Source organism: Pseudomonas spartinae (assembly GCF_965197125.1).
Taxonomy (GTDB): Bacteria; Pseudomonadota; Gammaproteobacteria; order Pseudomonadales; family Pseudomonadaceae; genus Aquipseudomonas; species Aquipseudomonas composti_A.
On the sequence record NZ_CBDAMB010000001.1, the window covers coordinates 81,271 to 105,844 of the forward strand.

21 protein-coding genes are annotated in these 24,574 nt (G+C 63.8%); 7 read left to right on the forward strand and 14 right to left on the reverse strand.

What is annotated here, in order from left to right; genetic code table 11:
* The first annotated feature begins 1 nt into the window (after position 1).
* Complete coding sequence (locus ACN8M7_RS00370) at positions 2-604, forward strand: nucleotidyltransferase family protein (RefSeq protein ID WP_490259395.1); 603 nt, start codon at positions 2-4, stop codon at positions 602-604.
* Positions 605-608: 4 nt separating this feature from the next.
* On the opposite strand, the gene ACN8M7_RS00375 is transcribed toward ACN8M7_RS00370, so the two are convergent.
* Complete coding sequence (locus ACN8M7_RS00375) at positions 609-1,526, reverse strand: LysR family transcriptional regulator (protein ID WP_490259396.1); 918 nt, start codon at positions 1,524-1,526, stop codon at positions 609-611.
* A 130-nt stretch (positions 1,527-1,656) separates the two neighbouring features.
* Here ACN8M7_RS00375 and ACN8M7_RS00380 point away from each other — a divergent pair, with 130 nt between their 5' ends.
* The gene (locus ACN8M7_RS00380; protein ID WP_490259397.1) at positions 1,657-2,898 is read left to right on the forward strand and encodes a cation:dicarboxylate symporter family transporter; all 1,242 of its coding nucleotides are present in this window, start codon (positions 1,657-1,659) and stop codon (positions 2,896-2,898) included.
* A 139-nt stretch (positions 2,899-3,037) separates the two neighbouring features.
* Here ACN8M7_RS00380 and ACN8M7_RS00385 read toward each other — a convergent pair whose 3' ends face one another.
* The 3 genes from ACN8M7_RS00385 to ACN8M7_RS00395 all read right to left on the reverse strand — a co-directional run bounded on the left by ACN8M7_RS00385 (position 3,038) and on the right by ACN8M7_RS00395 (position 6,954).
* Positions 3,038-4,630: an argininosuccinate lyase gene (locus ACN8M7_RS00385; RefSeq protein WP_490259398.1), complete on the reverse strand. Its 1,593-nt coding sequence runs from the start codon at positions 4,628-4,630 to the stop codon at positions 3,038-3,040.
* Positions 4,631-4,689: 59 nt separating this feature from the next.
* On the reverse strand, positions 4,690-5,931 hold the full coding sequence (locus ACN8M7_RS00390; RefSeq protein WP_061242154.1) for an OprD family porin: 1,242 nt from the start codon (positions 5,929-5,931) through the stop codon (positions 4,690-4,692).
* 135 nt (positions 5,932-6,066) lie between these two features.
* A complete protein-coding gene (locus ACN8M7_RS00395; protein ID WP_490259399.1) occupies positions 6,067-6,954 on the reverse strand; it encodes a LysR family transcriptional regulator in 888 nt (295 codons plus the stop codon).
* 105 nt (positions 6,955-7,059) lie between these two features.
* Here ACN8M7_RS00395 and ACN8M7_RS00400 point away from each other — a divergent pair, with 105 nt between their 5' ends.
* The 4 genes from ACN8M7_RS00400 (at position 7,060) to ACN8M7_RS00415 (ending at position 11,337) form a co-directional block, all read left to right on the forward strand.
* Positions 7,060-7,758 (forward strand): CoA transferase subunit A, encoded by a 699-nt coding sequence (locus tag ACN8M7_RS00400; RefSeq protein WP_061241975.1) that lies wholly within the window; start codon positions 7,060-7,062, stop codon positions 7,756-7,758.
* An 11-nt stretch (positions 7,759-7,769) separates the two neighbouring features.
* On the forward strand, positions 7,770-8,426 hold the full coding sequence (locus tag ACN8M7_RS00405; RefSeq protein ID WP_490259400.1) for a CoA transferase subunit B: 657 nt from the start codon (positions 7,770-7,772) through the stop codon (positions 8,424-8,426).
* Positions 8,427-8,557: 131 nt separating this feature from the next.
* Positions 8,558-9,739, forward strand: a complete 1,182-nt coding sequence (locus ACN8M7_RS00410; RefSeq protein ID WP_490259401.1) for an acetyl-CoA C-acetyltransferase — start codon at positions 8,558-8,560, stop codon at positions 9,737-9,739.
* A 254-nt stretch (positions 9,740-9,993) separates the two neighbouring features.
* Positions 9,994-11,337 carry a short-chain fatty acid transporter gene (locus ACN8M7_RS00415; RefSeq protein ID WP_061241978.1) on the forward strand — a complete coding sequence of 448 codons (1,344 nt, stop codon included), beginning with the start codon at positions 9,994-9,996 and terminating at the stop codon, positions 11,335-11,337.
* A gap of 194 nt (positions 11,338-11,531) precedes the next feature.
* Here ACN8M7_RS00415 and ACN8M7_RS00420 read toward each other — a convergent pair whose 3' ends face one another.
* The 10 genes from ACN8M7_RS00420 to ACN8M7_RS00465 all read right to left on the reverse strand — a co-directional run bounded on the left by ACN8M7_RS00420 (position 11,532) and on the right by ACN8M7_RS00465 (position 23,625).
* A complete protein-coding gene (locus ACN8M7_RS00420) occupies positions 11,532-14,138 on the reverse strand; it encodes a LuxR C-terminal-related transcriptional regulator (RefSeq protein ID WP_490259402.1) in 2,607 nt (868 codons plus the stop codon).
* Positions 14,139-14,308: 170 nt separating this feature from the next.
* Complete coding sequence (locus ACN8M7_RS00425) at positions 14,309-15,676, reverse strand: DUF1329 domain-containing protein (RefSeq protein ID WP_490259403.1); 1,368 nt, start codon at positions 15,674-15,676, stop codon at positions 14,309-14,311.
* A gap of 27 nt (positions 15,677-15,703) precedes the next feature.
* Positions 15,704-17,497 carry a DUF1302 domain-containing protein gene (locus ACN8M7_RS00430; protein ID WP_490259404.1) on the reverse strand — a complete coding sequence of 598 codons (1,794 nt, stop codon included), beginning with the start codon at positions 17,495-17,497 and terminating at the stop codon, positions 15,704-15,706.
* A 245-nt stretch (positions 17,498-17,742) separates the two neighbouring features.
* A complete protein-coding gene (locus tag ACN8M7_RS00435) occupies positions 17,743-18,357 on the reverse strand; it encodes a DUF805 domain-containing protein (protein ID WP_490259405.1) in 615 nt (204 codons plus the stop codon).
* 49 nt (positions 18,358-18,406) lie between these two features.
* A complete protein-coding gene (locus tag ACN8M7_RS00440) occupies positions 18,407-18,748 on the reverse strand; it encodes a hypothetical protein (RefSeq protein ID WP_061241985.1) in 342 nt (113 codons plus the stop codon).
* A 207-nt stretch (positions 18,749-18,955) separates the two neighbouring features.
* The gene (locus tag ACN8M7_RS00445) at positions 18,956-20,110 is read right to left on the reverse strand and encodes a phospholipase D-like domain-containing protein (RefSeq protein WP_490259406.1); all 1,155 of its coding nucleotides are present in this window, start codon (positions 20,108-20,110) and stop codon (positions 18,956-18,958) included.
* A 100-nt stretch (positions 20,111-20,210) separates the two neighbouring features.
* Positions 20,211-20,531 (reverse strand): amidase, encoded by a 321-nt coding sequence (locus ACN8M7_RS00450; RefSeq protein ID WP_490259407.1) that lies wholly within the window; start codon positions 20,529-20,531, stop codon positions 20,211-20,213.
* The gene (locus ACN8M7_RS00455; RefSeq protein ID WP_490259408.1) at positions 20,528-21,640 is read right to left on the reverse strand and encodes a serine hydrolase domain-containing protein; all 1,113 of its coding nucleotides are present in this window, start codon (positions 21,638-21,640) and stop codon (positions 20,528-20,530) included. Before ACN8M7_RS00455 ends, ACN8M7_RS00450 begins: the two co-directional genes overlap by 4 nt.
* A gap of 83 nt (positions 21,641-21,723) precedes the next feature.
* A complete protein-coding gene (locus tag ACN8M7_RS00460) occupies positions 21,724-22,509 on the reverse strand; it encodes an oxygen-binding di-iron domain-containing protein (protein ID WP_061241993.1) in 786 nt (261 codons plus the stop codon).
* A 225-nt stretch (positions 22,510-22,734) separates the two neighbouring features.
* On the reverse strand, positions 22,735-23,625 hold the full coding sequence (locus tag ACN8M7_RS00465; RefSeq protein WP_061241995.1) for an acyl-CoA dehydrogenase family protein: 891 nt from the start codon (positions 23,623-23,625) through the stop codon (positions 22,735-22,737).
* 147 nt (positions 23,626-23,772) lie between these two features.
* Between ACN8M7_RS00465 and olsB the strand changes: the two genes are divergently transcribed.
* A complete protein-coding gene (olsB, locus tag ACN8M7_RS00470) occupies positions 23,773-24,504 on the forward strand; it encodes an L-ornithine N(alpha)-acyltransferase (protein ID WP_061241997.1) in 732 nt (243 codons plus the stop codon).
* Positions 24,505-24,574 lie beyond the last annotated feature (70 nt).

Sequence of the window (24,574 nt, forward strand, 5' to 3'; positions counted from 1 at the left end):
CATGCGCGCCGAGCGCCCTGCCCTCCACGTCGCGGCATTGATGCTGGCGGCCGGTTACAGCCGCCGCTTTGGCAGCGATAAACGCCGTGCAAGCCTGGCCGACGGCCGCTCGCTGCTCACCGCCAGCCTGGCGCTGCCCTGCGCGATGCTGGAAGAAGTCTGGCTGGTGCTGCGCCCGGACGAAGCGCCGGCAGCGCTGGATCTACCGGCGGGTGTGCATATCGTGCAGAACCCGGCCACCGCCCAGGGCATGGGCCACAGCCTGGCTGCCGGCGTCGAACGACTACTGGCCGAATCCAACGCTGATGCCGTGGCGATCTTTCTCGCCGATATGCCGTTGATTCGCCGGGACAGCCTGGAAACCCTGCTCGCCCACACCAGCGCGAACGCCATCGTGCAGCCCAGTTACCAGGGCAAACGCGGCCACCCAGTGCTGTTCGGCCGCGATTTCTGGCCGCAGCTCGCGGCGCTGAGCGGCGATGCAGGCGCCAAGCCGGTGCTACAGCGCAACGCCGAGGCCGTGCAGATCGTCGAACTGGACGACCCCGGCGTGCTGCAGGACGTCGATACCCAGCAAGACTGGCAGCGCCTCAGCACGCGCTGAACACTCAAAGTGGTTCCTTGCGATACTCGGCGCCCAATTCACGGGCCAAGGCAATGAAATTGGCCACCTGCGGCGACTGGTGCAACTCGCGGCAGACCAGGGTGATCGGCGCGACCAGGCGCGGCTTGGCATCACGAATCGAGCGATAAGCCACACTGTGCTCGTGGAAGCCACGCATCGATGCCGGCACCACTGAGACCCCAGCCCCAGCCGCCACCAGGCTGACGTTGGTCAGCATGCGCTCAACCTCGAACGCCACGTTTGGCTCGAAGCCGGCATTACGGCAGGCCTGCAGAAAGTTGGCGTACATCCCCGGCGCGCCAGGGCGACGCACCAGAATCAATGGCTCGTCAGCCAGATCCCTCAGCGAAACAGGCCCTTTGCCCGCCAGCAACCGATGCCCGACTGGCAGGGTGAGCAGCAACTCCTCGTTGAGCAGGCGGTGATAGGCAACGCCGGCTGGGTCGGCCACGGGCGCACGCAGGATTCCAATATCGACTCGCTCACTGACCACGTTATCGGTCAACACCCTGGCACTGCCCTCGTTAAGGGCGATATCCACCCCCGGATAGTCCTCTCGATAACGACGAATGATCTTGGGAATAAGCGGATGCAAGGCCGCGGAACTGGTAAACCCCAGCCGCAACGTTCCTTCAATGCCCTGAGCAGCGCGCGCAGCCTTGAGTCCGCCCTGTTGCACACGCACAAGGATGTCCCTGGCCTCACGCAGAAACACTTCGCCGCCGACTGTCAGGTCGACGCCTTTGGCGTGACGAATGAACAGCTCGAATCCCAACTCCTGCTCCAGAGCCCGAATCTGTTGACTCAAGGGCGGCTGCTGCATGTTCAAGCGCGCAGCGGCGCGAGTGAAATGACGCTCTTCAGCGACCATGACGAAGTAACGCAGGTGACGAAGCTCCATTGGGATAGTTCACCGTAAGGGAGGATGACAGCAGGGCCGAACAATACCGAATAGCACCAGCGATGGGGTAGGATGGCCCTGCTCGCAAGCTGCGGGCAGCCGATACCCATAACTACAAAAACAAAGTGCAATGATCCACCGACTGGTCCGCTCCGGTATTGCCCGACTGCTTCTGGCCGTTCTACTCGGCGGTACGCTCGGTGTCTGGAATCCACCTCTGGCCATCCAGATGAAACCGTTCAGTGAAGTGTTCCTGAGCGTCATCGGCTGGCTGACCCCCTTCGTGATGTTCATCCTGCTGTGCTCCAGTGTCGCCAGACTTGTCGGTTACCCAGGCAGCGCAAAGCTGGCGTTCAGGATGCTGGGCTACTGGCAACTGGTCTCTCTGCTGTCGCTCAGTACCGGGCTCGTGGTGGCGCTGGTGCTGCAACCTGGCAGCGAGTCCTACGCCTCACCGACGCCAGAGAGTGCGACGAGCACAGAGGTCTTCACTCAACTTCCCGCCTTGGTGCTGCATTCGCTCGAGCAGAGTGTGATTCTCAAAGTACTGCTCGCCGCATTGCTCTGTGGCTACCTGCTGGGGCTTTCCGGCGCCGCGGGAGCCCCTCTGCAAAAACGACTGGATCAGAGCGTTTCACTGATATTCGCGCTGATGCGCGGCATCGTGCACTTTGCTCCCCTCGCCGCCTTTGGCGCCATCGCGTTCACCATCGGCAAGTACGGCGCCACTGCAGCGCTGCCGTTGCTGAAGTTCCTGCTCACCATATACCTGGCCAGTTTTCTCTACGTCACCTTGGTACTGGGGCTGATGCTGCGCCTGATAGGTTTGCGCCTGTGGCGGCTGATTCCCTACATCAAAGAGGAGCTGCTGCTGGTTGCCACCACCGGCTCGTCAGTGGCGGCGCTGCCGCGCTTGCTCGACAAGCTCGAAACCGCTGGTTGCCATAGCCAGGTGGCCCGTCTGGTACTGACCGGTGGCTACAGCTTCAACCTCAATGGCTCCAATCTCTACCTGACCGTAGCCATGGTGTTTCTCGCGCAATTGACGGGAAATGACCTGAACGGCCAGCAGCTTCTGCTGTTGCTCTGCGCCAGCCTGTTCACCTCACTGGGGGCCACCAGCGTGGCGGGGTCAGCCTTCATCATGCTGACCGCCACACTCAGCGTCTTGCAGTTCGCCCCCCTGGAAACGCTGGGTATCCTCATTGGTGTCGAACGCCTGATGAAATGCCGCTCACTGACGAACGTTCTGGGCAATTGCGTGGCCTGCCTGTTCATCAGTCGCTGGAATGGGGCGCTGGACAGTGAACTATCCCGGCAAACGCTGGGCAGGCCTCCACGGCGACGCGCACTCCTCCTCGATGGCAAGTGAAGGCTGATCGGAGCGTCTGGAGCCTCGGCAGCGAATCGGGCGGAGCGCGACAAGCAGCCGAACACGGCGAAGCGCTGCCACCGATTATCGATAGCAGCGCGGGCAAGCAGAGCAGATGCTTACTGGCTACCTTAGCGGGTCATGGCTGCGCGAGACGATTGAAAGCCTTGTCCAGCGCCTGATCTGCATCGAGCAGATGCTGGCGCCGCTTGCTCATCCAGTTCTGATCGGCCACCAGCACTTTCTGCGCAGCGGCCAGCATCCGCTTGACCTCTGCCGGCTGCGGCCCGCCCGTGCCCTTGCGCGTTTCGACCATGGTGCGAGGAGACAAGGTCGCGCGGAACTCGGACTCGCTCAACGGCAACTTCTGCTCCTGCCATTTGTACTTCTGCGCGGCCTTGGTATAGAGCTTCTGGGCATCGGCATAAGGAAAGTTCTTGGGCAGCAAGCCTTCCTTGCGCGCCTGCCCAACGATCAGCGACGCGAAGCTGTGGCCGATGCGAAATGGCACCTTGTGCTCCCGCTCGAGGGTATCGGCCAGTTCCATCGACGTGGTCCAGTCGTTGTCCAGCTCCTCCATGGCCCGCTCGGGGTTGATCACCAGAGCATCGAGCACCGAGTCCAGGCGCTTGAACATCTGCGTAGCCGACTCGAACAGGCCGAGCTCGTCGAAGGCGATCTTGTAATCGGTCATGCCGGTGGTGACGTTGTGCGCGCGGATCGTCGTGGCGCCGGCCAGACCGACGACATTGGACGCCGACTCACGGGTACGCATCAGCAGGCCTGGGTTGCGCTTCTGCGGCATGGCACTACTGGTATAGGTCGAGCCCTCCTCGAGCAGCAGCCAGGGCCGGGTCTGGTGATACTGGGTGTGAATGTCGCCGATCAGCGCACCGACACGAATCGCCGACGAGGACGCGATACCGGCCGCCTCCAGAGGAATGTCGAACGTCGACACCTGACTGGAGTCCAGTGAGTTCTCGCGCACGCCATCGAAACCGAGCAAGGTGGCCAGGCGCTCGCGATCGAGCGGCCAGCCCGAATTGGCCAGGACTGCCGTCCCCATCGGGCTAAGGTTGAGCCGCTGGTACAGCTCGTGAATACGCTGGGCATCACGCTGGAATGCGGCCTCGAACGCCAACAGGTAGTGCGCGTAGCTGATCGGCATAGCCTGCACACCGTTGGTATAGGCCGGGATCAGCGTGTCGACATTGTCACCGGCGATTTTCAGCAGGCGCTCACGCACGCTGTTGAGTCCATCGCTGAAATCCAGCACCTGAGCACGCAGCACGGCCAGGCGATAGGTCGCGTACATGTCCTGCCGACTGCGCCCGGAATGGATCAGCGATGCCTCGGGGCCGATCTTGTCGATCATGATTTTCTCGACCTGCAACACGTCGCTGGGACGCTTGCCATCGGGCTGCCCAGCCTGATCGATGACATGCTGCACGCCGCTGGCGATACGCTTGCCCTGCGGGGCGCTGACGATGCCTTGCTCGGTGAGCATGACGATGGAAGCCTTGTTGATGCGATTCATCCAGGCGAACTGACTTTCGTAGGCACCGCCTTTCAGCGCGCGCTTGTCAGTGCTCGCACCAATCTTGGCAGCCTGCGCGGCACACTCGGCAGTACTGTTGCAGGGAACGTCGGCGGTGTTGGCGGCCTGGAGGCTGAACGGCAGAAACAGCGCGGCGCTAATGGCCAGGTGCAACAGGGTCTTGTGGGTATTCATGTATGAATCCTCGCGAATGCACCGGGCCACAGCGGGCCCGGTATCAGGCAAAAAAGGGGTCAGAGCAGCGGCAGGGTGTAGCTGAAGATCAGACGGTTCTGGTCGACATCGTTGCCGCCGTTACTGCGGTAAGTGCCGTTACGCCACTTGACGCCGAAGTTCTTCAGCGGACCGTTCTGCACCACGTAGCCAATGTCGGTGTTGCGCTCCCATTCCTTGCCCTCGCGGCCTCCTGCACGTTGGAAGTTGTCGCCGCTGATGTAGCGCGTCATGAACGTCAGGCCAGGCAGCCCGAGCGCAGCGAAATCGTAGTCGTAGCGCAGTTGCCAGGAACGCTCCTCGGGGCTGGCGAAATCCGCCGAGATCATCACGTAGTTGACCAGGAAGGAGTTGGTACCTTCGATGTGCGGAAAGCCCGTATCACCGCTCATCTTCTGATACGCCACAGCGAACGAATGGCTGTTGAGGTTGTAGGTGAACTTGGCGCCAACGGCGGTGTTGTCGACGTTGCTGTTGCCATCGCGGGTGGACCGCGCATAACGGATGTCACTGTCGAACGAATGCCCTTCCATGATCGGCAAACGATGACGCAGGTTGACGATGTGCTGCTTGTAGTTGCTGTCCAGGTGGCCGTAGTTGTAGGCGGTGGTGAGGTTCTTCGACCACTTGTAACTGGCACCTGCGAAGTTGAATTCATCGCTGGCCTGCCCGCCACGGATGCCTTTGCCGGCGACCAGCATGTCATCACTGGCACTGGAGTTGCGCAGGCTGTTGTGCGTCAGCTGGCCCACGTCCAGGGTCAGCCCGTCGATTTCCCTTGATTGCAGTTGTGCACCGCGAAACGTCTGCGGCAACAGGCGCGAGTCGCTGGGCAGGACCGTCGGCAGCTTTGGAATCAGGGTGCCGACGTGCAGCGTGCTCTTGGAAATGCGCGCCTTGGCCGCGAAACCCAGCTGGCTGTAATCATCCGGGGCCTTGTCATCGCCCACCGGCAGCAGGCCGGTACCCTGGCGATCGGGACCGGAGTCCAGCTTGAGGCCAAGCAGCCCCAGCGCATCGACACCAAAACCTATCGGCCCTTCGGTGAAGCCGGACTGATAGTTGAGCAGGAAGCCCTGTGCCCACTCGTCTCGCTTGGACTGGCTGGCGCCGTCCTGGCGAAAGTCATGGTTCATGTAGAAGTTGCGTAGCTCGACCGTGGCCTTGCTGTCTTCGAAGAAGGCGGCATTGGTGAGGACGGGAAAGGCGAGGGAACTGCCCGCTGCGACAAGAGCGGTCAGGCGCGAGGTAGGTCGTATCATTTTCATGCCTCGATTCATTGTTGTTGTTAGCTACCAGGCAACTGGCATGGGGATGCTAAAGACAACGAATCGAGATTAAAAATATATAAATAATCTCGAATTGATACTTTAAAAATATATCAATCCCGCAACGATCTATTCGCTACCGGCCATCCCAAGCAAGGTTTCAGTCAACGCCTGTGCCGCACTGGACAGTTGACGCCCGGCCTGGTGCAGCAAGCCCACCCTGCGCGACACCTGCGGCTCGCTCAGCGGCAGGCAGCGGGCGCCGAGGTCTTCCATCTGCTGCCGGCACAACTGCGGCACCGCGCTGACGCCCAGGCCTTCGGCGACCATGCGTCCCACCGTCACCAATTGGTGGCTCTCGAACGCCACCGGCAACCGGCCATGACTGGCGACCACGCTGTCCTCCAGCAGCAGACGCACCGCCGAGGGTCGCTGCAGGGTGATGAAGGGCTGCTCCAGCAACTGTGCCCAGGTCAGCGCAGCCTGCCCGGCCAGAGGGCTCTCGGCCGGCACCACGGCGACGAAACGATCATCGTACAGCGCAGTGAATTGCAGGCCATCGAGGGTCGCAGGCTCGAAGGCGATACCCAGCTCGACGCGACCGTCGCGCACCATCTCCATCACCTGTTCGTTGATCACGTCGTGCACCGCCACGTTGACCCGTGGGTAAGCATCACGAAACGCGCGCAGCGCCGCCGGCAGACGGTTGCCGGCGAACGACGGCATGGCCGCCACCGCCACCTTGCCCATCTGCAGGGTGAAGTGCTGGCGCAGCAGATCCTCGGCGTTGTCCCAGTCGGCGAGCAGGCGCACGGCAATCGGCAGCAGGGTCTCGCCCTCGGGCGTCAGCGCCACGCTGCGGGTGGTGCGCACCAGTAGCTGACCGCCTAGCGACTGCTCCAGGTTCTTGATCGCCAGGCTCAGTGCCGGCTGCGACAGGTGCAGACGCTCGCAGGCCTGGGCGAAGCTCAGGCTCTGCGCCACGGCAAGGAAGGCACGCAGCTGTTTGACGGTCATTGATTTATTTTCCTGATCAATCAAGAGGAAAAACAAACTTAACAAATAAGCTCGCAACGCTGAAGCTTGGCCTCACTCCTGATAACAACAAAGAGGCAGCCTCGAATGAGCGGACTCGACAAACGCGTCGGCAGCTACGCAGAAGCCCTGGACGGCCTGCAGGATGGCATGACCGTCCTGGCTGGCGGCTTCGGCCTGTGCGGCATCCCCGAGAATCTGATTGCGGAGATCCGCCGCCGTGGCGTACGCGATCTGACCGTGGTGTCCAACAACTGCGGCGTCGACGGTTTCGGCCTCGGCGTGCTGCTGGAGGACCGGCAGATCCGCAAGATGATCGCCTCCTACGTCGGCGAGAACGCCCTGTTCGAGCAGCAGTTGCTCAGCGGCGAACTGGAAGTCGAGCTCACCCCGCAAGGCACCCTGGCCGAGAAGTTGCGCGCCGGCGGCGCCGGCATCCCCGCGTTCTTCACCGCTACCGGCTACGGCACCCCGGTCGCCGAGGGCAAGGAAGCACGCGAGATCAACGGCCGTCACTACATCCTCGAGCCGGCTATCACCGGCGACTTCGCCATCGTCAAAGGCTGGAAGGCCGACCACTTCGGCAACGTGGTCTACCGCCACACCGCGCAGAACTTCAACCCGGTGGTCGCCAGCGCCGGGCGCATCACCGTGGTCGAGGTCGAAGAGATCGTCGAACCCGGTGAACTCGACCCGACGCAGATTCACACCCCCGGCATCTATGTCGACCGGCTGATCTGCGGCAGCTTCGAGAAACGCATCGAAAAACGCACCCTGCGCGCCTAGGAGAAACCAGCATGGCACTGACCCGTGAACAAATGGCCCAGCGCGTGGCCCGCGAGCTGCAGGACGGCTTCTACGTCAACCTCGGCATCGGCATCCCGACTCTGGTGGCCAACTATGTGCCCGAGGGAATGCAGGTGATGCTGCAGTCGGAGAACGGCCTGCTCGGCATGGGCGCCTTCCCTACCGAAGAGCAAGTCGACGCCGACATGATCAACGCTGGCAAGCAGACCGTCACCGCAGTCAAAGGCGCGGCGATCTTCGACTCAGCGCAGTCCTTCGCCATGATCCGTGGCGGCCACGTCGACCTCACCGTGCTCGGCGCCTTCGAGGTAGACGTGCGCGGCAACATCGCCTCGTGGATGATCCCCGGCAAGCTGGTCAAGGGCATGGGCGGCGCGATGGATCTGGTAGCCGGCGCCGACAACATCATCGTCACCATGACCCACGCCTCGAAAGATGGCGAGTCCAAGCTGCTGGAGCACTGCAGCCTGCCGCTGACCGGCTGCGGCTGTATCCGCAAGGTGCTGACCGACCTAGCCTACCTGGAGATCGACAATAACGCCTTCATCCTGCGCGAGCGTGCGCCGGGCGTGAGCGTCGAGGAAATCGTCGCCAAGACCGCTGGCAAGCTGATCGTCCCCGAACACGTACCGGAAATGAGCTTCTAAAGTTGTCTAGCGTTGCGCAGGCGCCACCACGCACGGCGCCTGCGCAACGTTTTTTGCCTATGTCCTACACCCTGTAGGAGCGGATTCATCCGCGAAGCGTTCTCCGCCCTACCGCGCCAAGAGGATTTCCCATGCAAGACGTCGTCATCGTCGCCGCCACCCGCACCGCCATCGGCAGCTTCCAGGGCAGCCTGGCCGATATTCCCGCACCTGAACTCGGCGCTATCGTCATCAAGCGCCTGCTGGAGCAAACCGGCCTCGACGCCGCCCAGGTCGATGAAGTGATCCTCGGCCAAGTGCTCACCGCCGGTAGTGGTCAGAACCCCGCACGCCAGGCCGCCATCCGTGCCGGCCTGCCCCACGCTGTGCCGGCCATGACCCTGAACAAGGTCTGCGGCTCGGGTCTCAAGGCCCTGCACCTGGCCACCCAGGCCATTCGCTGCGGCGACGCCGAGGTGGTGATCGCCGGCGGCATGGAGAACATGAGCCTGTCGCCCTACGTGCTGCCCAAGGCCCGCACCGGCCTGCGCATGGGCCACACGCAGATGATCGACAGCATGATCGTCGACGGCCTGTGGGATGCCTTCAACGACTACCACATGGGCATCACCGCCGAGAATCTGGTGGAGAAATACGGCATCAGCCGTGAAGCCCAGGACGCCTTCGCCGCTGCCTCGCAACAAAAAGCCGTGGCGGCCATCGAAGCCGGTCGTTTCGATGCCGAGATCACTCCAGTGCAGATCCCGCAGCGCAAAGGCGACCCCATCGCCTTTGCCCGTGACGAGCAGCCGCGCGCCGGCACCACCGCCGAATCCCTGGCCAAACTCAAGCCGGCATTCAAGAAGGACGGCAGCGTCACCGCCGGCAACGCCTCCAGCCTCAACGACGGCGCCGCTGCGGTGCTGCTGATGAGCGCGGCCAAGGCTCAATCGCTCGGCCTGCCGGTGCTGGCGAAGATTGCCGGCTACGCCAACGCCGGCGTCGACCCGGCAATCATGGGCATCGCCCCGGTTTCCGCTACCCGCCGCTGCCTGGACAAGGCCGGCTGGAGCCTGGATGAGCTGGGCCTGATCGAAGCCAACGAAGCCTTCGCGGCGCAGGCACTGTCGGTTGGCCAGGAACTGGGCTGGGATGCTGACAAGGTCAACGTCAACGGCGGCGCCATCGCCCTTGGCCACCCCATCGGCGCCTCGGGCTGCCGCGTACTGGTGAGCCTGCTGCACGAGATGATTCGCCGCGACGCCAAGAAAGGCCTGGCCACACTGTGCATCGGTGGCGGCCAGGGCGTGGCGCTGGCCATCGAGCGCGCTTGAGCGCCAGACAATAGTCACCGCTGAAACGCCTGCCACAACGCCGGCCTGGCGCCTGTGGGAGGCGCTTCAGCCGCGACGATTCACAATAGAGGTAGCCCGGATGCAATCCGGGGAGTCCCTGGCAGATTTCCCCGGATTGCATCCGGGCTACGCAAACAGCTCGGCCTCGGCCGGGCTTTGTAGTATCCAGGCGTAACCAACCTCGAAAGCCTGGTCAAAGCCCTTACACAACCATAAGAAAGAGGCGTCCCCCCATGTTCAACACCCTCACCCGCATGAGTGTGAGCCTGGTACAGAAGTACCTGCCCTCACCCTTCGTTTTCTCCGCCTTGCTGACCCTGGGCGTCCTGCTCGCCGGTATCGTCTCCACCGGCCAGTCACTACCGGCCATGGTGCAGCACTGGAGTGGCGGTTTCTGGACCCTGCTTGGCTTCGCCATGCAGATGGCGCTGATCTTCGTTACCGGCCATGCCCTGGCCAGTGCACCTATCATCAACCGTCAGCTCGACCGTCTGGCCAGCCTGGCACGCACGCCCGGCCAGGCGATCATCATGGTCACCCTGGTGGCGCTGGTCGGCTGCTGGGTCAACTGGGGCTTCGGCCTGGTGATCGGCGCGGTGTTCGCCCGCGCCCTGGCGCGCAAGGTCGATGGCGTCGACTACCCGCTGCTGGTGGCCTCTGCGTACTCGGGCTTCCTGGTCTGGCACGGCGGCCTGGCTGGCTCGATCCCGCTGTCGATGGCCACCGGCGGCCCGGATCTGGCGCGCATCACGGCCGGCGTACTGACCGCTCCGGTGAGCATCAGCGAAACCCTGTTCAGCACCCTGAACCTGACCATCGTCGCGCTTCTGGTGATCGGTCTGCCGCTGCTCAACCGCGCCATGCACCCACGCCAGAACGCCAAGGTGGCCGACGCCGCCAAGCTGGTGGAATCGCGCGCCGAGCTGCCGGCCCGTGAAACCCCGGCACAGCGTCTGGACGACAGTCGCATCCTCGGTCTGGCGCTGGTGGCCATGGCCGGTATCTACCTGTTCAACCACTTCGCCAGCAAGGGCTTCGTGCTGGGCCTGGACGTGGTCATCGCGATCTTCCTGTTCTGCGGCCTGCTGATGCACGGCACCCCGGAGCGCTACATGCGCGCCGTGGACGAGAGCGTGCGCGGCATCGGCGGTATCGTCCTGCTGTTCCCCTTCTACGCCGGGATCATGGGCATGATGATGGGCGCCAACGCCGACGGCATCTCCCTCGGCCGGCAAATCACCGAGTCGTTCATTTCCTGGTCGTCGGCCGACACCTTCCCACTGCTGGCCTTCCTCAGCGCTGGCGTGGTCAACGTGTTCGTACCGTCCGGTGGCGGCCAGTGGGCCGTGCAGGGCCCGATCATGCTGCCGGCGGCCCAGGCCCTGGGCGTCTCGCCGACCGTCACCGCCATGGCGATTGCCTGGGGAGACGCCTGGACCAACATGATCCAGCCGTTCTGGGCGCTGCCGCTGCTGGGCATCGTCGGCCTCGGCGCACGCGACATCATGGGCTACTGCCTGATCATGCTGCTGTACTCGGGCGTAGTGATCTGCGGCGCGTTCTATCTGCTCGGCTGAGCTCTCAGTTTTTCTGCCCGCTCGCGATCAACGCTCTGTGAAGCCTCGCGAGCTGGAGCGATGCAAGGCAGAAGCAGGCTAGCAACGGTCGGAGTCGCGGGCGACTGTACTTTTGTACATGAGCATCCGACCGGGCTGGCGCTCCAGCCTGCTTCTAACGCGGCAGCGCCGACGCGCAGCAGGCTGTGCCGAACTCAATCGCCCATCAGCCCCTGCGCCTTGGCCATGGCCACAGCCTGGGTGCGTCGTTGCACCCCGAGCTTGACGTTGATCCGCCGTGCATGGGTCTTGACCGTGTGCAGCGAGATGAACAGGCGATCGGCGATTTCCTGATTGGAGCAACCCTGCGCGATCAGGTGCAGCACCGCCAGCTCGCGCGCACTGAGTAGCGCCGTACCGGCACTGGCCGGCTCATCCAGCGCCGGTGCAGGTTCGAACAGTCGCTGATGCAGGCTCTGCCCTGCCTCACCCGGCAGCAGGCGCTCCAGCCATGGCCCCTGGCGTTGCTGCAACCCCTGCAGAGGCCGCAGCAGGCGCAGTTGTCGCGCCTCAGCCAGTGCCTGCTGCAGCAGAGCATCGGCCTGCTCGTGCTGCTCCTGCACGAACAGCGCCTCGGCCAGACTGACCCGACATTCGCAGGCCAGGCTGCGATGCCCGGCAAGCTGGCATTCGTCCAGCAAAAGGCGCAGGGCATATTCGGCGGCGGCGTGGTGGCCGATCAGCAGATCACTCAGCGCCAGGTACAGGCGCAGGCGCGGCAGCAAATCGTAGAACTCCGATGGCGCCAGCTGCTGGCGTTGCTGCAACTGCTGCAGGGTCTGGGCGAACAACTCACGCGCGCGCCCGGTCTGTCCCTGACGCAGCAGCAGCCGACCGGCCTGCAACTGCAACACGCAGCGGTAGCGCACTTCCGGTACGTGCGACCACTGCATCACCCGCTCGGCCTTCTGCAGCCATTGGTGCGCCTCGTCGAGATCGCCACGGCTTTCCGCCAGCTCCAGCATGCCGAGATAGCCGGAGATGGTGTAGGCATCCTCGCAGTGCTCGGCTTCCTGCAACCCCAGGCGATACGCCTGCTGCGCAGCCTCATCGAGCCCCTGGCGTGCCAGCAGGCTGGCGCGCACCAGCAGCAGCCGGGCCACCACCGGACTGTGGCTGAAGCGCTCGCGTAGCAGCGCCAGAGACTGCTCGGCCAGCTCGGCTGCGCGCCCCGCCTCACCATGCATCTGCAGCAGCAGGCAATGATCGGTATTGAGCAAGGCCTCGTAGATCAGGCTGCCGTGCACACGCGCCAGGCGCAGACCCTGATCCAGCGCCTGCTTGGCCTGGACCAGGGCATGTTCAGCCATGTGCTGCTGAGCCAGCGCCTGATAGCAGAGCACGCGCTGCGACCAGCTGCCTTCGTCCAGCACCTGCAGGGCCTGCTCGCAGTGCAGCCGGGCATCACGGCGGCCACATTGCCGCGCCAGCACGCCCATCAACGCCTGCCAATGGGCGATCAGCTTGCTCTGGCGCCGCTCATCGGGCTGCGGCATGAAATACGCCAGCCCCTGAATGCAGTCGCGGGCCTCATCGAAACGGGCGCAGATGATCAGGGCCCAGGCCTGCAACACGATCAGCCGCGGTGAACTGGCGAACAGCCAGTCTGGCAGTTCCTCGCGCCACTGCAGCAGCTGCGCCACCGATTGCCCTTGTAGCAACTGTTCCTGATCGAAACGCTGCAGGTAGTTGACCGCCACCTCGACCTGCCCGGCGAGCAAGGCGTGCTCGACGGCCTCGCGAATATCGCCATGCTGGGCGAACCACTGGCAGGCGCGTACATGCACCGACGCCGGCAACGGTGCGCCTGGCAGGCGGCGCAGCACCTCGGCCAAGGTTCGCCACAAGCGAAACCAGGTGCCGCTGCTGTCGAGGCTGCGCACGAACAGTTGGCGGCGCTGCAGCTCCGCCAGCAACTGACTGCCGCGTCCATCGAGCAGATGCTCGCAAAGCGGTAGGGAAAAACGCGGCAGCAAGGCCAGCGCGTGCAGGTCGCTGAGCAGCTCCTCGTCCAGGTCGGCCAGCACCTCGCGCTGCACGTAATCGCGCAACACCGGGCAGCCATCCTGCAAGCGCTGCCGCAACGCATCCTCGTCGGCATCGAGCAGCAACAGGCGGATCGCCGCCAGCCAACCTTCCGTGCTTCGTAGCAGCGCCTGCTGGACGTCTTCGGCGAGCGTCACCTGCAGCGCCGCCAACAGCTCGCTGAGCGCCGCCTGATCCAGCGCCAGCTCCTCGCCCTTGAGCTCCAGCAGGTCACCCTGCAGCAACAGGCGAGGCAGATTCCACGCCGGTATACGGCGGCTGGCGACCCACCAGACGACCTGCTGCGGCGCCGCGGCGAACAGCCGGTCGAGGCAGGCATCGAGCATGTCGTCGGCCTGTCGCGGGTAGTCGTCGATAAAGATCCACAGGCGCTGCGCGCGCTCATGCAGGCAATCGACAAGGCCCGCTTCGTTGGCCTGCTCGGCTGGTATCTGCAGCAGCACCGCCAGGCGCTTGCACAACTGTGCCGGGGTCAGGCTACGCCCACCCAGATCGAGCCATATGCGCTCGATGGCCACCGGTGTGTGGCGCGCGCACAAACCGAGCAGCACGCTCTTGCCGGTACCGGCAGGCGCACACAGCAGGCGCAGGCGCGCTTCACTGGCGAGCAGACGCTGCTCCAGGGCAGGACGGGAAACGACGCACGGCGGCAATCGTGGCAGATCGGCAGGTTGCGCCTGCACCGCAGTCGGGCGGGCGATGGCAAGGGTCGGCATGGCAGCGGTTCTCTCTGCTTGTCATTGTTGAACCACATGTCGATGGTACCCCCCTCACCTCTGGCGACCACCCCCTGGGGCTTATGGCGCGAGATTCACGTGAGCGTGGCACGCAGAAAAAAGCCGGCGACGCACAGGGCGGCACCGGCTTGTTTCAGCCAGGGGCGAACTCAGCGCACGCCGGCGTTACGCAGCGCTGCGGGGGTGAAGTCCTTGGCCGAGGCCTGGGTGCCGTACTGCACCGCACTTCTCTCTTCATTGGCCATGCCGATGGCGATATAACGACCGGCGATGACATCGTACAGCGCCTCGAACGCGTATACCGGAACCTGCTTGTCGTACTGCTGGAACAACATCGCCTCGCCCACACGCCAGAGCTGGCCGCGACCGTCGTAGTGCTCGGACAGGGCAATTTGCCAGGAGTCCTCATCGACGTAGAAGCGACGCTTGGCGTAGATGTTGCGCTCGCCGGACTTCAGCGTCGCCTCCACTTCCCACACCCGGTGCAGCTCGTAACGGATCAGGTCCTGATTGACGTGGCCGGCCTTGAGGATGTCGGCGTACTTCACTTGCGGCGAGGCGACCCGGTAGTTGTTGTAGGGGATGAACAGCTCGCGCTTGCCCACCAGCTTCCAGTCGTAACGATCCGGCGCGCCGCTGAACATGTCGAAGTTGTCGGTGGTGCGCATGCCGTCAGCCGCAGTGCCGGGGCCGTCATAGGCCACCTGCGGTGCACGGCGCACGCGGCGCTGGCCGGCGTTGTAGATCCAGGCCATGCGTGGCTCGCTCACCTGATCCAGCGAGTCGTGTACCAGCAGCACGTTACCGGCCAGACGCGACGGTGCGGTGACGCGCTGCTTGAAGAACAGCAGGGTGTTTTCCGCCTTGCCCGGATCGATGTCCGGAATATCCTCGGGGAAGGCCACCTCGTCCTCGAAGCTCACCAGGGTGTAGGCGCCGTTGGTCTGTGGCGAAGCCTGCACGATGCTGCGCTTGAGGTTGCCGCCGCGATAACGGGTGATGTGGTTCCACACCACCTCCAGGCCGCTCTGCGGAATCGGGAAGGCGTAGTAGCGGCTGTCGGTGAAACCGGTCAGGCCGTTGCCACCGTCACGCAGGCCGGTCTTCAGCGCGCTGGTCATGGCCGCAGCGTTGATCGCCTCCGGCACTGCAGCGCTGCGGTGCGTCGGGTACACCTGCATGCGATAGGTGTCCGGGTAGCGCGTGAACATCGCCAGTTGCCCGGCCGAGAGCTGATCGCGGTACTGCTCCAGATTCTGTGCGGTGATGGTGAACAGCGGCTGCTCGCTGGCGAACGGGTCACTGAGAAAACCGCGTGCATCCACCTGCCCGGCGTCGGTGGCCAGGCCGCCCGTCCAGGCGGGGATGGAGCCGGCGGCGTTGCCGGCCATCTCACCGCCCAGCGGGGTCAGACTGCTGCCGAGCTTGGCCGCTTCCTGCTCGCTGACCGCGGCCAGCACGCCGCTGGCCAGCAGGCTCAGGGAAAGTGCGCCGAGCATCTTCAGGGTTGTATTCATCTGCATTCCTCAACTGATCCTGATGGCCTAGAAGCTCACGCCGAAGCTGAGCGCCAGGAAGTCACGGTCGACCGCGACGTTGTAATCGCCGCCGAAGAAGTCGGTGTACGACAGGCTGGCGGTGTAGGTATTGCGGTAGTCGGCGTCGATACCGAAGCTCACGGCCTTGGCTCCCTCGTTGAACAGGCCGTTGGGGCCGTAGCCGTCGACGTCATGCGACCAGGAGATGTTCGGCTTGAGGTTCACCCCGGCGAACGCGTTGCTGTACTCCCAGATGCCGCGCACGCGGTAACCCCAGGAGGTGCTGGTGACGAAGCCGTTGGTGTCACCACGCAAGCCATAGGCGCCGAACAGCGAGTCACGGCCATAACGCAGGTCTTCGCGGCTCTCCAGCCCGCCGACGTGAGCCACACCAATTTCGCCGACCAGGGTGAAGCGTCCCGCGCCCATCACCTGATCGAAGAAGTGGGTGAAGGTGGTCTGCACCTGCGTGACTTCCTTGCGCCGGTAGCCGACGTTGTCCTGGCCCGCCCCGGCAGTAACCGGCGAGGTGCCAGCTGCAATGGGGTTGAGCAGGCTGAGGGTGATGTCGGTGGTGTTGATCTGCAGTGGCAGGTTCGGCCGGTAGCTGATCTCGCCACTCCAGGCCGTGCCGGTGGGCAGGGTGGTGGAGAAGCTCAGGCCATAGAGGCGGATGTCCTCGGGGTACTCGAGGTAGTAGCGGCCGTTACCGAGCATCACGCTCTGCGCCAGGCCCTGACCACTACCAGGCACTATGGCATTGGCAGCGCCGATGATCCCCAGCAAAGAATCCAGGGTCGCCTGTCCCGCGTTCTGCGTGCTGACGATGGGCGTACGGCTGTGATAGTTCATGAAGTAGGCGCCGTACTCGGTCTCGTCACCGAGCCAGCGCAGGGCCAGGCCCCACTGACCGCTGTCACGGGCATCACGATCACCGGCACGTGGCAGGATCACCCCTTCGCTGTCGACGCGGAACCCCTGACCGAACGCGGCAGCGACCGGCTGCAACGGCGCGATGGCCGGCGAGCCGATGTGATAGCCATTGTCGCAGCCATCGGCGGCCACATCGGCGGTAGAGAAGAAGGTGCCGCAGTTGTCGATGATGGTCTGGTCCCACTCCAGCTGGTAGAAGGCCTCCATGCTCAAGCGGTCGGTAAGGCTCTGCGACAGGTAGAGCATGTTCACCGGAATCAGGCCTTCCTTGATCTCGGCTCCCGGGCGGCGGAAGGCGGCCACGTCGATCGGGTTGATCGAGTTGATGCTGTTGCCGATGAAGGTGCTCTCGCCCCAGCTCACCACCTGTTTGCCGACCCGCACCGTGCCGGGCAGATCGCCGATGGCGTAGTTGTGATAGACGAAGGCATCGAGAATTTCCGCACCCGAGGATTTGGCGCCCTCCTTGCGATTGCTGTCATCGATGTCCTTGAACAGGCGGCTCTCATCCTTCAGCTCGAAGTCGTACCAGTACTTGCCGCGGACGAAGACGCCGGTATCGCGATAGCGCAATTCGAGATCGTGGATACCCTTGAAGATCTTCGAGAAGGTCTCGCCTTTCTTGAAGTTCAAGCGGCCATCGTCACCGGTCTGCGCCTGGCCCTGACCTCCGTTGTTGGGGCCGACCAGATCGCGATCCGGGCTGCGCATCGACCAGCTGGCACCGACCGACAGCGAGCTGTCGAACTGCCCTTCGATCTCACCGATATTGAAATTGACGGCCTGTGCCGGTGCGGCGAAACCGACGGCGACGGCCAATGCCAAGGTATGCGGCTGGAATAGTCCGGGCCCTGTTGTTGTTGTCATGCGGGTCTCCTGATGTAGGGGTACAGCTGCAGGAAACCCTACGCAGCACCCACACCACGGATAAGCGCACCAAGGAGGGATTTCATCTGTCGCCCGAAAGGATGAGTGGCGCCCTGGCGCGGGCGCGCGCAGGCCGACCTCAACTTGCTGAATGACGGGGTATCAGGCAGGAGGGGAACTATTTGTGTCAGGCCATACCGGGCGTGGATCGACGGCTGTCGATCCACGTCTGGGCAGCTACGACGTCAGGGCGCCGCTGTCTCCGGTGCGCTGGCAAAGAAGTTGAGTTCACCGAACAGAGTGCTCGGCAGGTATTGCGGCAGATAGAACGCCAGCAGGAGCGAAGCGGTGAATGCCCCCAGTACCAGCAGGCCGGTGGATACTTTGCCGAGACGGCTCATAGACGGATTCGGTGGGCCGAAACGGTTGCTTCGCTCCCGACCCGGTAGCACGACCAGCAGCAGAAGAACCACGGTTCCCAGAGCCGGCAGCAACGCAGCGATCACGCCCCAGATCGGGCTCCAACCCAGATCCCGTGCACGACGCATCAGCAACGAGCAGAACAGCAGGCAAGAGACCACCAGCACCACAGCCAGGGCGATGCCCATCACTACCAGCTGATGCTGGAGCCCTAACACGAGGAAAATGATCAGCGCTGTCGGTATGACAAAAACGAAGGGCACATGAAACAGCCAATAACGCGCCAGGGATAGGCGTCCGGAGAAGTCGAAGACTTTCGGCAAAGGCGAGCAAGCGGGCTCATCATGGCTCAACGCGGCCTCACTGACCCGGTAATAGTCCGGCTCCTCATCGACGGCGGCGGCGGCCGACTCCAGAATGGGTTCTAATCTCTCTCTCACAACAATAAGTCCTTATATTGAAGGTTCCAGCACTGACTGACGCTGGGTGTCAGTCAGACTCTTCCGTACCAGTCGATCCGCTCAAGTGATCGGTCAGGTCCCGCCTCAATGCGAAGGGAATGACGACCCACCCGAGCCCAGCGATGAGACAGGAGATCAGCACGGAAAACGCGACGTAGCTGGGGCTGATGCAGCCTTTTCTACAAGCGCTGAGCAGACAGAACAGTGAAAACGGGATGGTGACAATCACCGTCAAAAGGGAAGCGGCCAAGACCAGGGGAACATGGCCGGGGCTGACAAACAGGGCCAAGCTGACACCCCCTACGAACAGTAGCGCGGCCAGGTATAGCAGGATGATCGTCAGCTGGTTCAGAAAAATCAGTAAACGCATTCGTCCCTCCGCCAGCTCCACTCGCCATGAACATCGGAACCAAGCATCGGTAACGTTCGGAGAGACGGAAAACGCCCGTCAGCGGGAAAGTGCACCACGTACATACCACAGTCCTTAAGGTGCAGGTCTCGGTCAAAGTCGCCGAGAACCATGATATTGGCACGGCACCTTAAGCATTCCTTGACGCGGCGGCAAGCGCATGCAGCTCTAGCGCCAGCGATCGAGCAGGTTCACCGCCAGCCGGTCCAGCCAACCCCACAACCGTTGTTGCGCGCGCCGCCACCAGGGGCGCTGGCGCCAGTCGGCGAGAGTGATCTCGCGGCTGACGGCGAAGTCCTCGATGAAGCTGGCCGTCACCGCCTGGGTGAAATTCGGATCGAGCGCCTCGACGTTGGCGTCGAGGTTGAAGCGCAGGTTCCAGTGATCGAAGTTGCACGAGCCGACGCTGACCCAGTCGTCCAACAGCACCATCTTCAGGTGCAAGAAGCGCGGCTGGTATTCGAAGATGCGCACCCCGGCCTTGAGCAACCTGGGGTAGTAGCGCTGGCCGGCAAAACGCACTGGCGGATGATCGGTGTGGCGCCCGGCCAGCAACAGGCGCACTTCGACGCCACGGGCAGCGGCGCGGCGCAAGGCACGGCGGATTTTCCAGGTCGGCAGGAAGTAAGGCGTGGCCAGCCACACCCGCTGCTTGGCGCCACGCAAGGCGCGCAGCAGCGAGAGCAGGATGTCGCGGTGCTGCGCCGCATCGGCATAGGCCACGCGGCCCAGGCCAGCACCGGCCGCAGGACATTGCGGCAGGCTCAACGCAGCAGGCCTGTGGCTGGGACGCCAGGAAAAGCGCGCCTGCCAGAGCTGCTCGAACAGCTGCTGCCAATCGCCGACCAGCGGCCCCTCGATTTCCACCATGACTTCGTGCCAGGGGCTGCGTGACTCGTTGGGCAGCCAGAACTCATCTGTAGCGCCCGTGCCGCCGACATAGGCCAGGCGCCCGTCCACCAGCAGCAACTTGCGATGATCCCGATGAAAATTGCGGATGCCACGGCGCCAGCGCACCGGGTTGTACCAACGCAGCTGCACACCTGCCGCGAGCAGGCGCTCGCGCATCAGCGCGCCCAGCCCTGCCGCACCATAGGCATCGAACAGCGCCCGCACCGTCACACCCCGCTCGGTGGCGCGGCACAGGGCGTCGATCAGGCGCTCGCTGCACTGGCCATCTTCGATCAGGTAGAGCTCCACCTCCACCTGCTGCCGGGCGCCCTCGATGGCCGCCAGCATACGTGGGAAGAACGCCGCGCCATCGAGCAGAAGCTCGAAGCGATTACCCGCTCGCCAGGGATAAATAGTCCCACGCGTGGACACCAGTCAGTTCTCCGTGAACATCACGCACGTCGCGTAGCTCTTCGTCCTGCGGCGCGCTGACAAGTTCAACGCGCGCAGCGAGACAGGCGAACGATACCTGTCATTGCGCCGGCAGCAACTGGCAACCCTGGCGCTCACCCAGCCAGACGGCGCTGTGGGTACGGCCCAGGCCGCTGGCGGTCACGCGCTTGGCGCTTTGCTCATCCAGCAGGCTGCTGATCGGCACGTACTGCGCGACATAGCCTTGGCAATAGGCCGCCGGGTTGCCACTGACGTAACGGCAGGAGCAGTACTCCTTGGCCGTGTAGGCACTGATGATGTCAGGGAACGCCTGCAGATACACACGGTTCGGCCAGGCCCAGGCCAGCAGCAGAAGCAATAGCAGTACCAGCACGCTGAGGAACGGATGACGACGGATCACGGCTGCACCTCCGCGGCAAAGGCCGCACGCACGCGTTTGAGCAGTTCGTTGTGCTGGAAGCGGCCATCGCGGTCATCGGCGTATCGCACCACCACCAGGTTCTCGCTGGGCATCACATAGAGGCCCTGCCCCCAATGCCCGAGCGCGGCGATGGTATCGGCCGGTGCATCCGGCCAGGGGCGCGCGCTGCCCGGCAGTTCGGCGTTGAGCCACCACTGCCCGCCCGGCACCGCATCGCCCGGCGCGAAGCCCTGTGGCTGATAATCGGCGAACGGCGTAGAGACGAAGTCGACCCAGGCTGTAGGCAGCAACTGGCGCTCGCCCCAACGCCCGCCGCGCTGCATCAAAAGGCCGACGCGGGCCAGGTCGCGCGCACTGAGGTAGGCAGAGGACGAAGCGATGAAGGTGCCGCTGGCGTCGCGCTCCCACACGGCATGGGTGATGCCCAGCGGTTCGAACAACGCGGTCCAGGGATAATCGGCATAGGCCTGCTGATCGACCATGCCACGCAGGGCAGCCGCCAGCAGGTTGCTGTCGCCACTGGAATAACGAAAGCGCGTACCCGGCGCGGCGTCGGCCGCATGCGCAGCGGTGAACGCGGCCATGTCGTCGCGACCACGGGTATAGAGCATGGCCACCACCGAGGACTTCAGCGGGGCGTATTCGTAGTCCTCTTGCCAAGCCAGGCCCGAGGCCCAGTTGAGCAGGTGACCGATCTTGATCTGCGGGTGCTCGGCCATCGGCGGGTAATACTGCGCCACCGGAGCATCGAGTTTGAAGCGCCCTTGGCCATAGGCCACGCCGAGTACGGTGGCGAACAGGCTCTTGGCCATCGACCAGGTCAGGTGCGGCGTCTGCGCGGTGGTCGGTTCGGCGTAACGCTCGTAGACGATCTGCCCATCGCGAATCACCAGCAACGCATCGGTGCGCACGCCCTTGCGCTCGGCATCGTCGCGCGGGGCAAAGGCATAGGTTTCCAGCTCGTCGATGGCGGCCGAGCGTGGCGCGGGTTGACTCTGCCAATCGGGCTGCGGCCAGTTTTCCGCCTGGGCGGCGCTGGCGAACAGGACCAGCGCCAGGCTCAACCGGCTTAGGAAGGAAGTGGGCATGGCGGGCCTCGCTGAGAAATCGTGGCGCACCCTAGCACGTGCATGATGACGGCTTGAAGCGACGAAACCGCCATCTCCCACCCTCATTTGGGCAGTTGGTAATCCTCTGGCCCCATCAGGTCGAGGCCGCATTCGAGGTTCTCGATCCAGTGCAGAAAGGCGCTGATCATTTCCCCACCGACGAAGGGCCGGCCATGCTGCGGCACGATCATCGCCACGTCCATCTCACGCACCATCGCCGCCCACAGACGACAGGCCTTGTTGCCAGCCATGTAACGGCGGTGGAAGCCTTCCATGTTCGGCACGTGGTTGACGAAGTCGCGTACCGGCGTGGCGTCATCCACCAGCGAAGCGCCCATGTCGCCGGAGAAGAGAATCTTGCTCACCGGGTCATAGAGCTGGAAGTTGCCTACCGAATGCAGAAAGTGCGCTGGCACGGCCTTGAGCGTGCACTTGCCCAAGGGGATGTTCTGGCCGCGATCGGGCAACGCGATGATGCGATCGAAGGTGTTGATGCCGCGACTCAGGACCAGGTAGTTGGCCGTCAGGTGCGGCAGGAAGCGCGCCCACAGCTTGGAGCAGATCACCCGCGCGCGGGTGTGCAGCAGCCACTTGTCCAGCGAGGCGATGATGTCCGGGTCCTGGTGCGAGGCGAAGATATAGGTCAGGTCCTGCACCGGGATGTGCTTGGACAACTCCAGCGACAGCGGCGTGTAGGTCAGATCACCGCCCGGATCGAGCAGCAGGTACTGCTCGTTGTCGGTGATCAGGAACTGGTTGGACTGCACACCTTCGCCGCTGACCAGGTCATCGAACATCAGGCATTGATGGCGGCCGTTATCAAACAGCACGATGGGCTCGCGGCGCATGGAAACCTCGTTAGCAGGCCTTTGAAAAACGTAGGCGAGGCAGGCAAGACAAGGCAAAAACGGCCGAAAAAAGCACTGGGCCCGCACTCGGGTTTACGTGCTGTAAATGAGCATTTTGAGGCCGTTTTTAACGCAGTATTGCCAACGCAGGTAGTTTTTCAACAGCCTGCTAGTGAATCGCGAGGCAACCTTATGCGCAGGCAGACCAGCCGGTACTGATATGGATCAACAGCCGGCGACAATCTGCCGCGCTTTCTCCAGGCGCTTGCTGCGCGCCGCCTCGGCGATGCGCAGCAAGCCCTTGTCGCGCTGCCACAGCGCGGCCCAGGGCGCCGGCCCCGCGGCGAAGGCTGCATCCAGTTCGTCAGCCAGCGCCTGCTGCTGGGCGAACAACCCGGCGAGCAACAGATGAGTGGTGGCGGCATTGGGCGCCTGTCGCGCCACCTCGGCACAACCGGCCAGCAGCCCCTGCAGGCGCAGCATCAATGATGATGACCAGCTGCATTCGCGGCCAACGCCAAACAGCCAGGCGGCGACGGCAGTAAGCACATGGACATCTTCCAGGGTGCGGAAGGGTTTGACGTAATCATCCCAGCCATCGCCGGCCAGGCGTTCGCCCTGCGCCTGGTCCAGATGCAGGCGGGCATGGCCGATATCCGGCATCAGCGGCAAAGCCGGCAGCGCTTCGATGCGCACCCCCGGCGCGCCCTGGCGTACCACGCCCAGTGCCAGCCGTGGCGACTCCTCAGCAGCGTCCTCGCGCGCCGCCACCAGCAACCAGTCGGCGCATTCGGCGGCAGTGACGAAATCCTTGCGACCACTGATGTACAGCCCGTATGTGCGCGTGCTCATGTCCGCCGGACGGGTGCTGCGGTTCTCCGTCACGCACAGCGCACCGGCCGTCCACGGCGCCGCGGGCCACAGCACTCGCAAAGCGGCCTGATAACCGGCGAGAAAGGCCAGCCCCGGCGTGGCGGCCTGCAGGCCACCTACCAGCGCCAGTTCGAACGGTTGCGGCGTACCGTCCAGCTGCGCCAGCAGGCGTGCGTACCAATCCTCCAGGCCCGCTTCGGCAGTCAGGCGCTCGATGGGCTGAAACAGGCTCGACCAGGGCATCGCAGCTCTCCTCGCGGCAACACCTGGGCCGCCGTCACATAAGCGTAAAAAAAGCTTCACGGTGGTGACACCGCCACTACCTAGCCTGAGATTGCCCAACAAGATCGACCGGCTGCAAGCATACAGCCGGCACACGGAGGATCTGGCATGACTCAAACCGCTCGCCGTCTGCAGGCCGAACGCCTGCAAGGCCCAGCCGCCCTGCGTGAAGCTCAGGCATTGCGCTACCGCGTATTCAGCGCGGAATTCGACGCCAAACTCAACGGCGCCGAACTGGGTCTGGACATGGACGACTACGACATCCACTGCCGCCATATCGGTGTGCGCGACATGCAAAGCGGTGAGCTGGTAGCCACCACCCGCCTGCTCGATCATCAGGCTGCCGCCGGCCTGGGTCGCTACTACAGCGAAGAAGAATTCGCCCTGCACGGCCTGACCAAGCTCGAAGGTCCGGTGCTGGAGATCGGCCGCACCTGCGTCGACACCGCCTACCGCAACGGTGCCACCATCGCCGTGCTCTGGGGTGAGCTGGCCGAGGTCCTCAACGAAGGCGGCTATCGCTACCTGATGGGCTGCGCCAGCATTCCCATGCAGGACGGCGGCATCCAGGCACAAGCGATCATGCAACGCCTGCGCGAGCGCTACCTGTGCACCGAACACCTGCGCGCCGAACCCAAGCACCCGCTGCCGCAACTGGACCTGCCGGGCAACGTCATCGCCGAGATGCCACCACTGCTCAAGGCCTACATGCGCCTGGGCGCCAAGATCTGTGGCGAACCCTGCTGGGACCGCGACTTCCAGGTGGCCGACGTGTTCATCCTGCTCAAGCGCGACGAGCTGTGCCCACGTTACGCCCGGCACTTCAAGGCCGCGGTCTGAAACCTGAGCGTGGGAACGAGCGTTGCTCGCGCGGGCGGCTGTTCGCCATGCGCCTGCAGCGCTCGCTGCA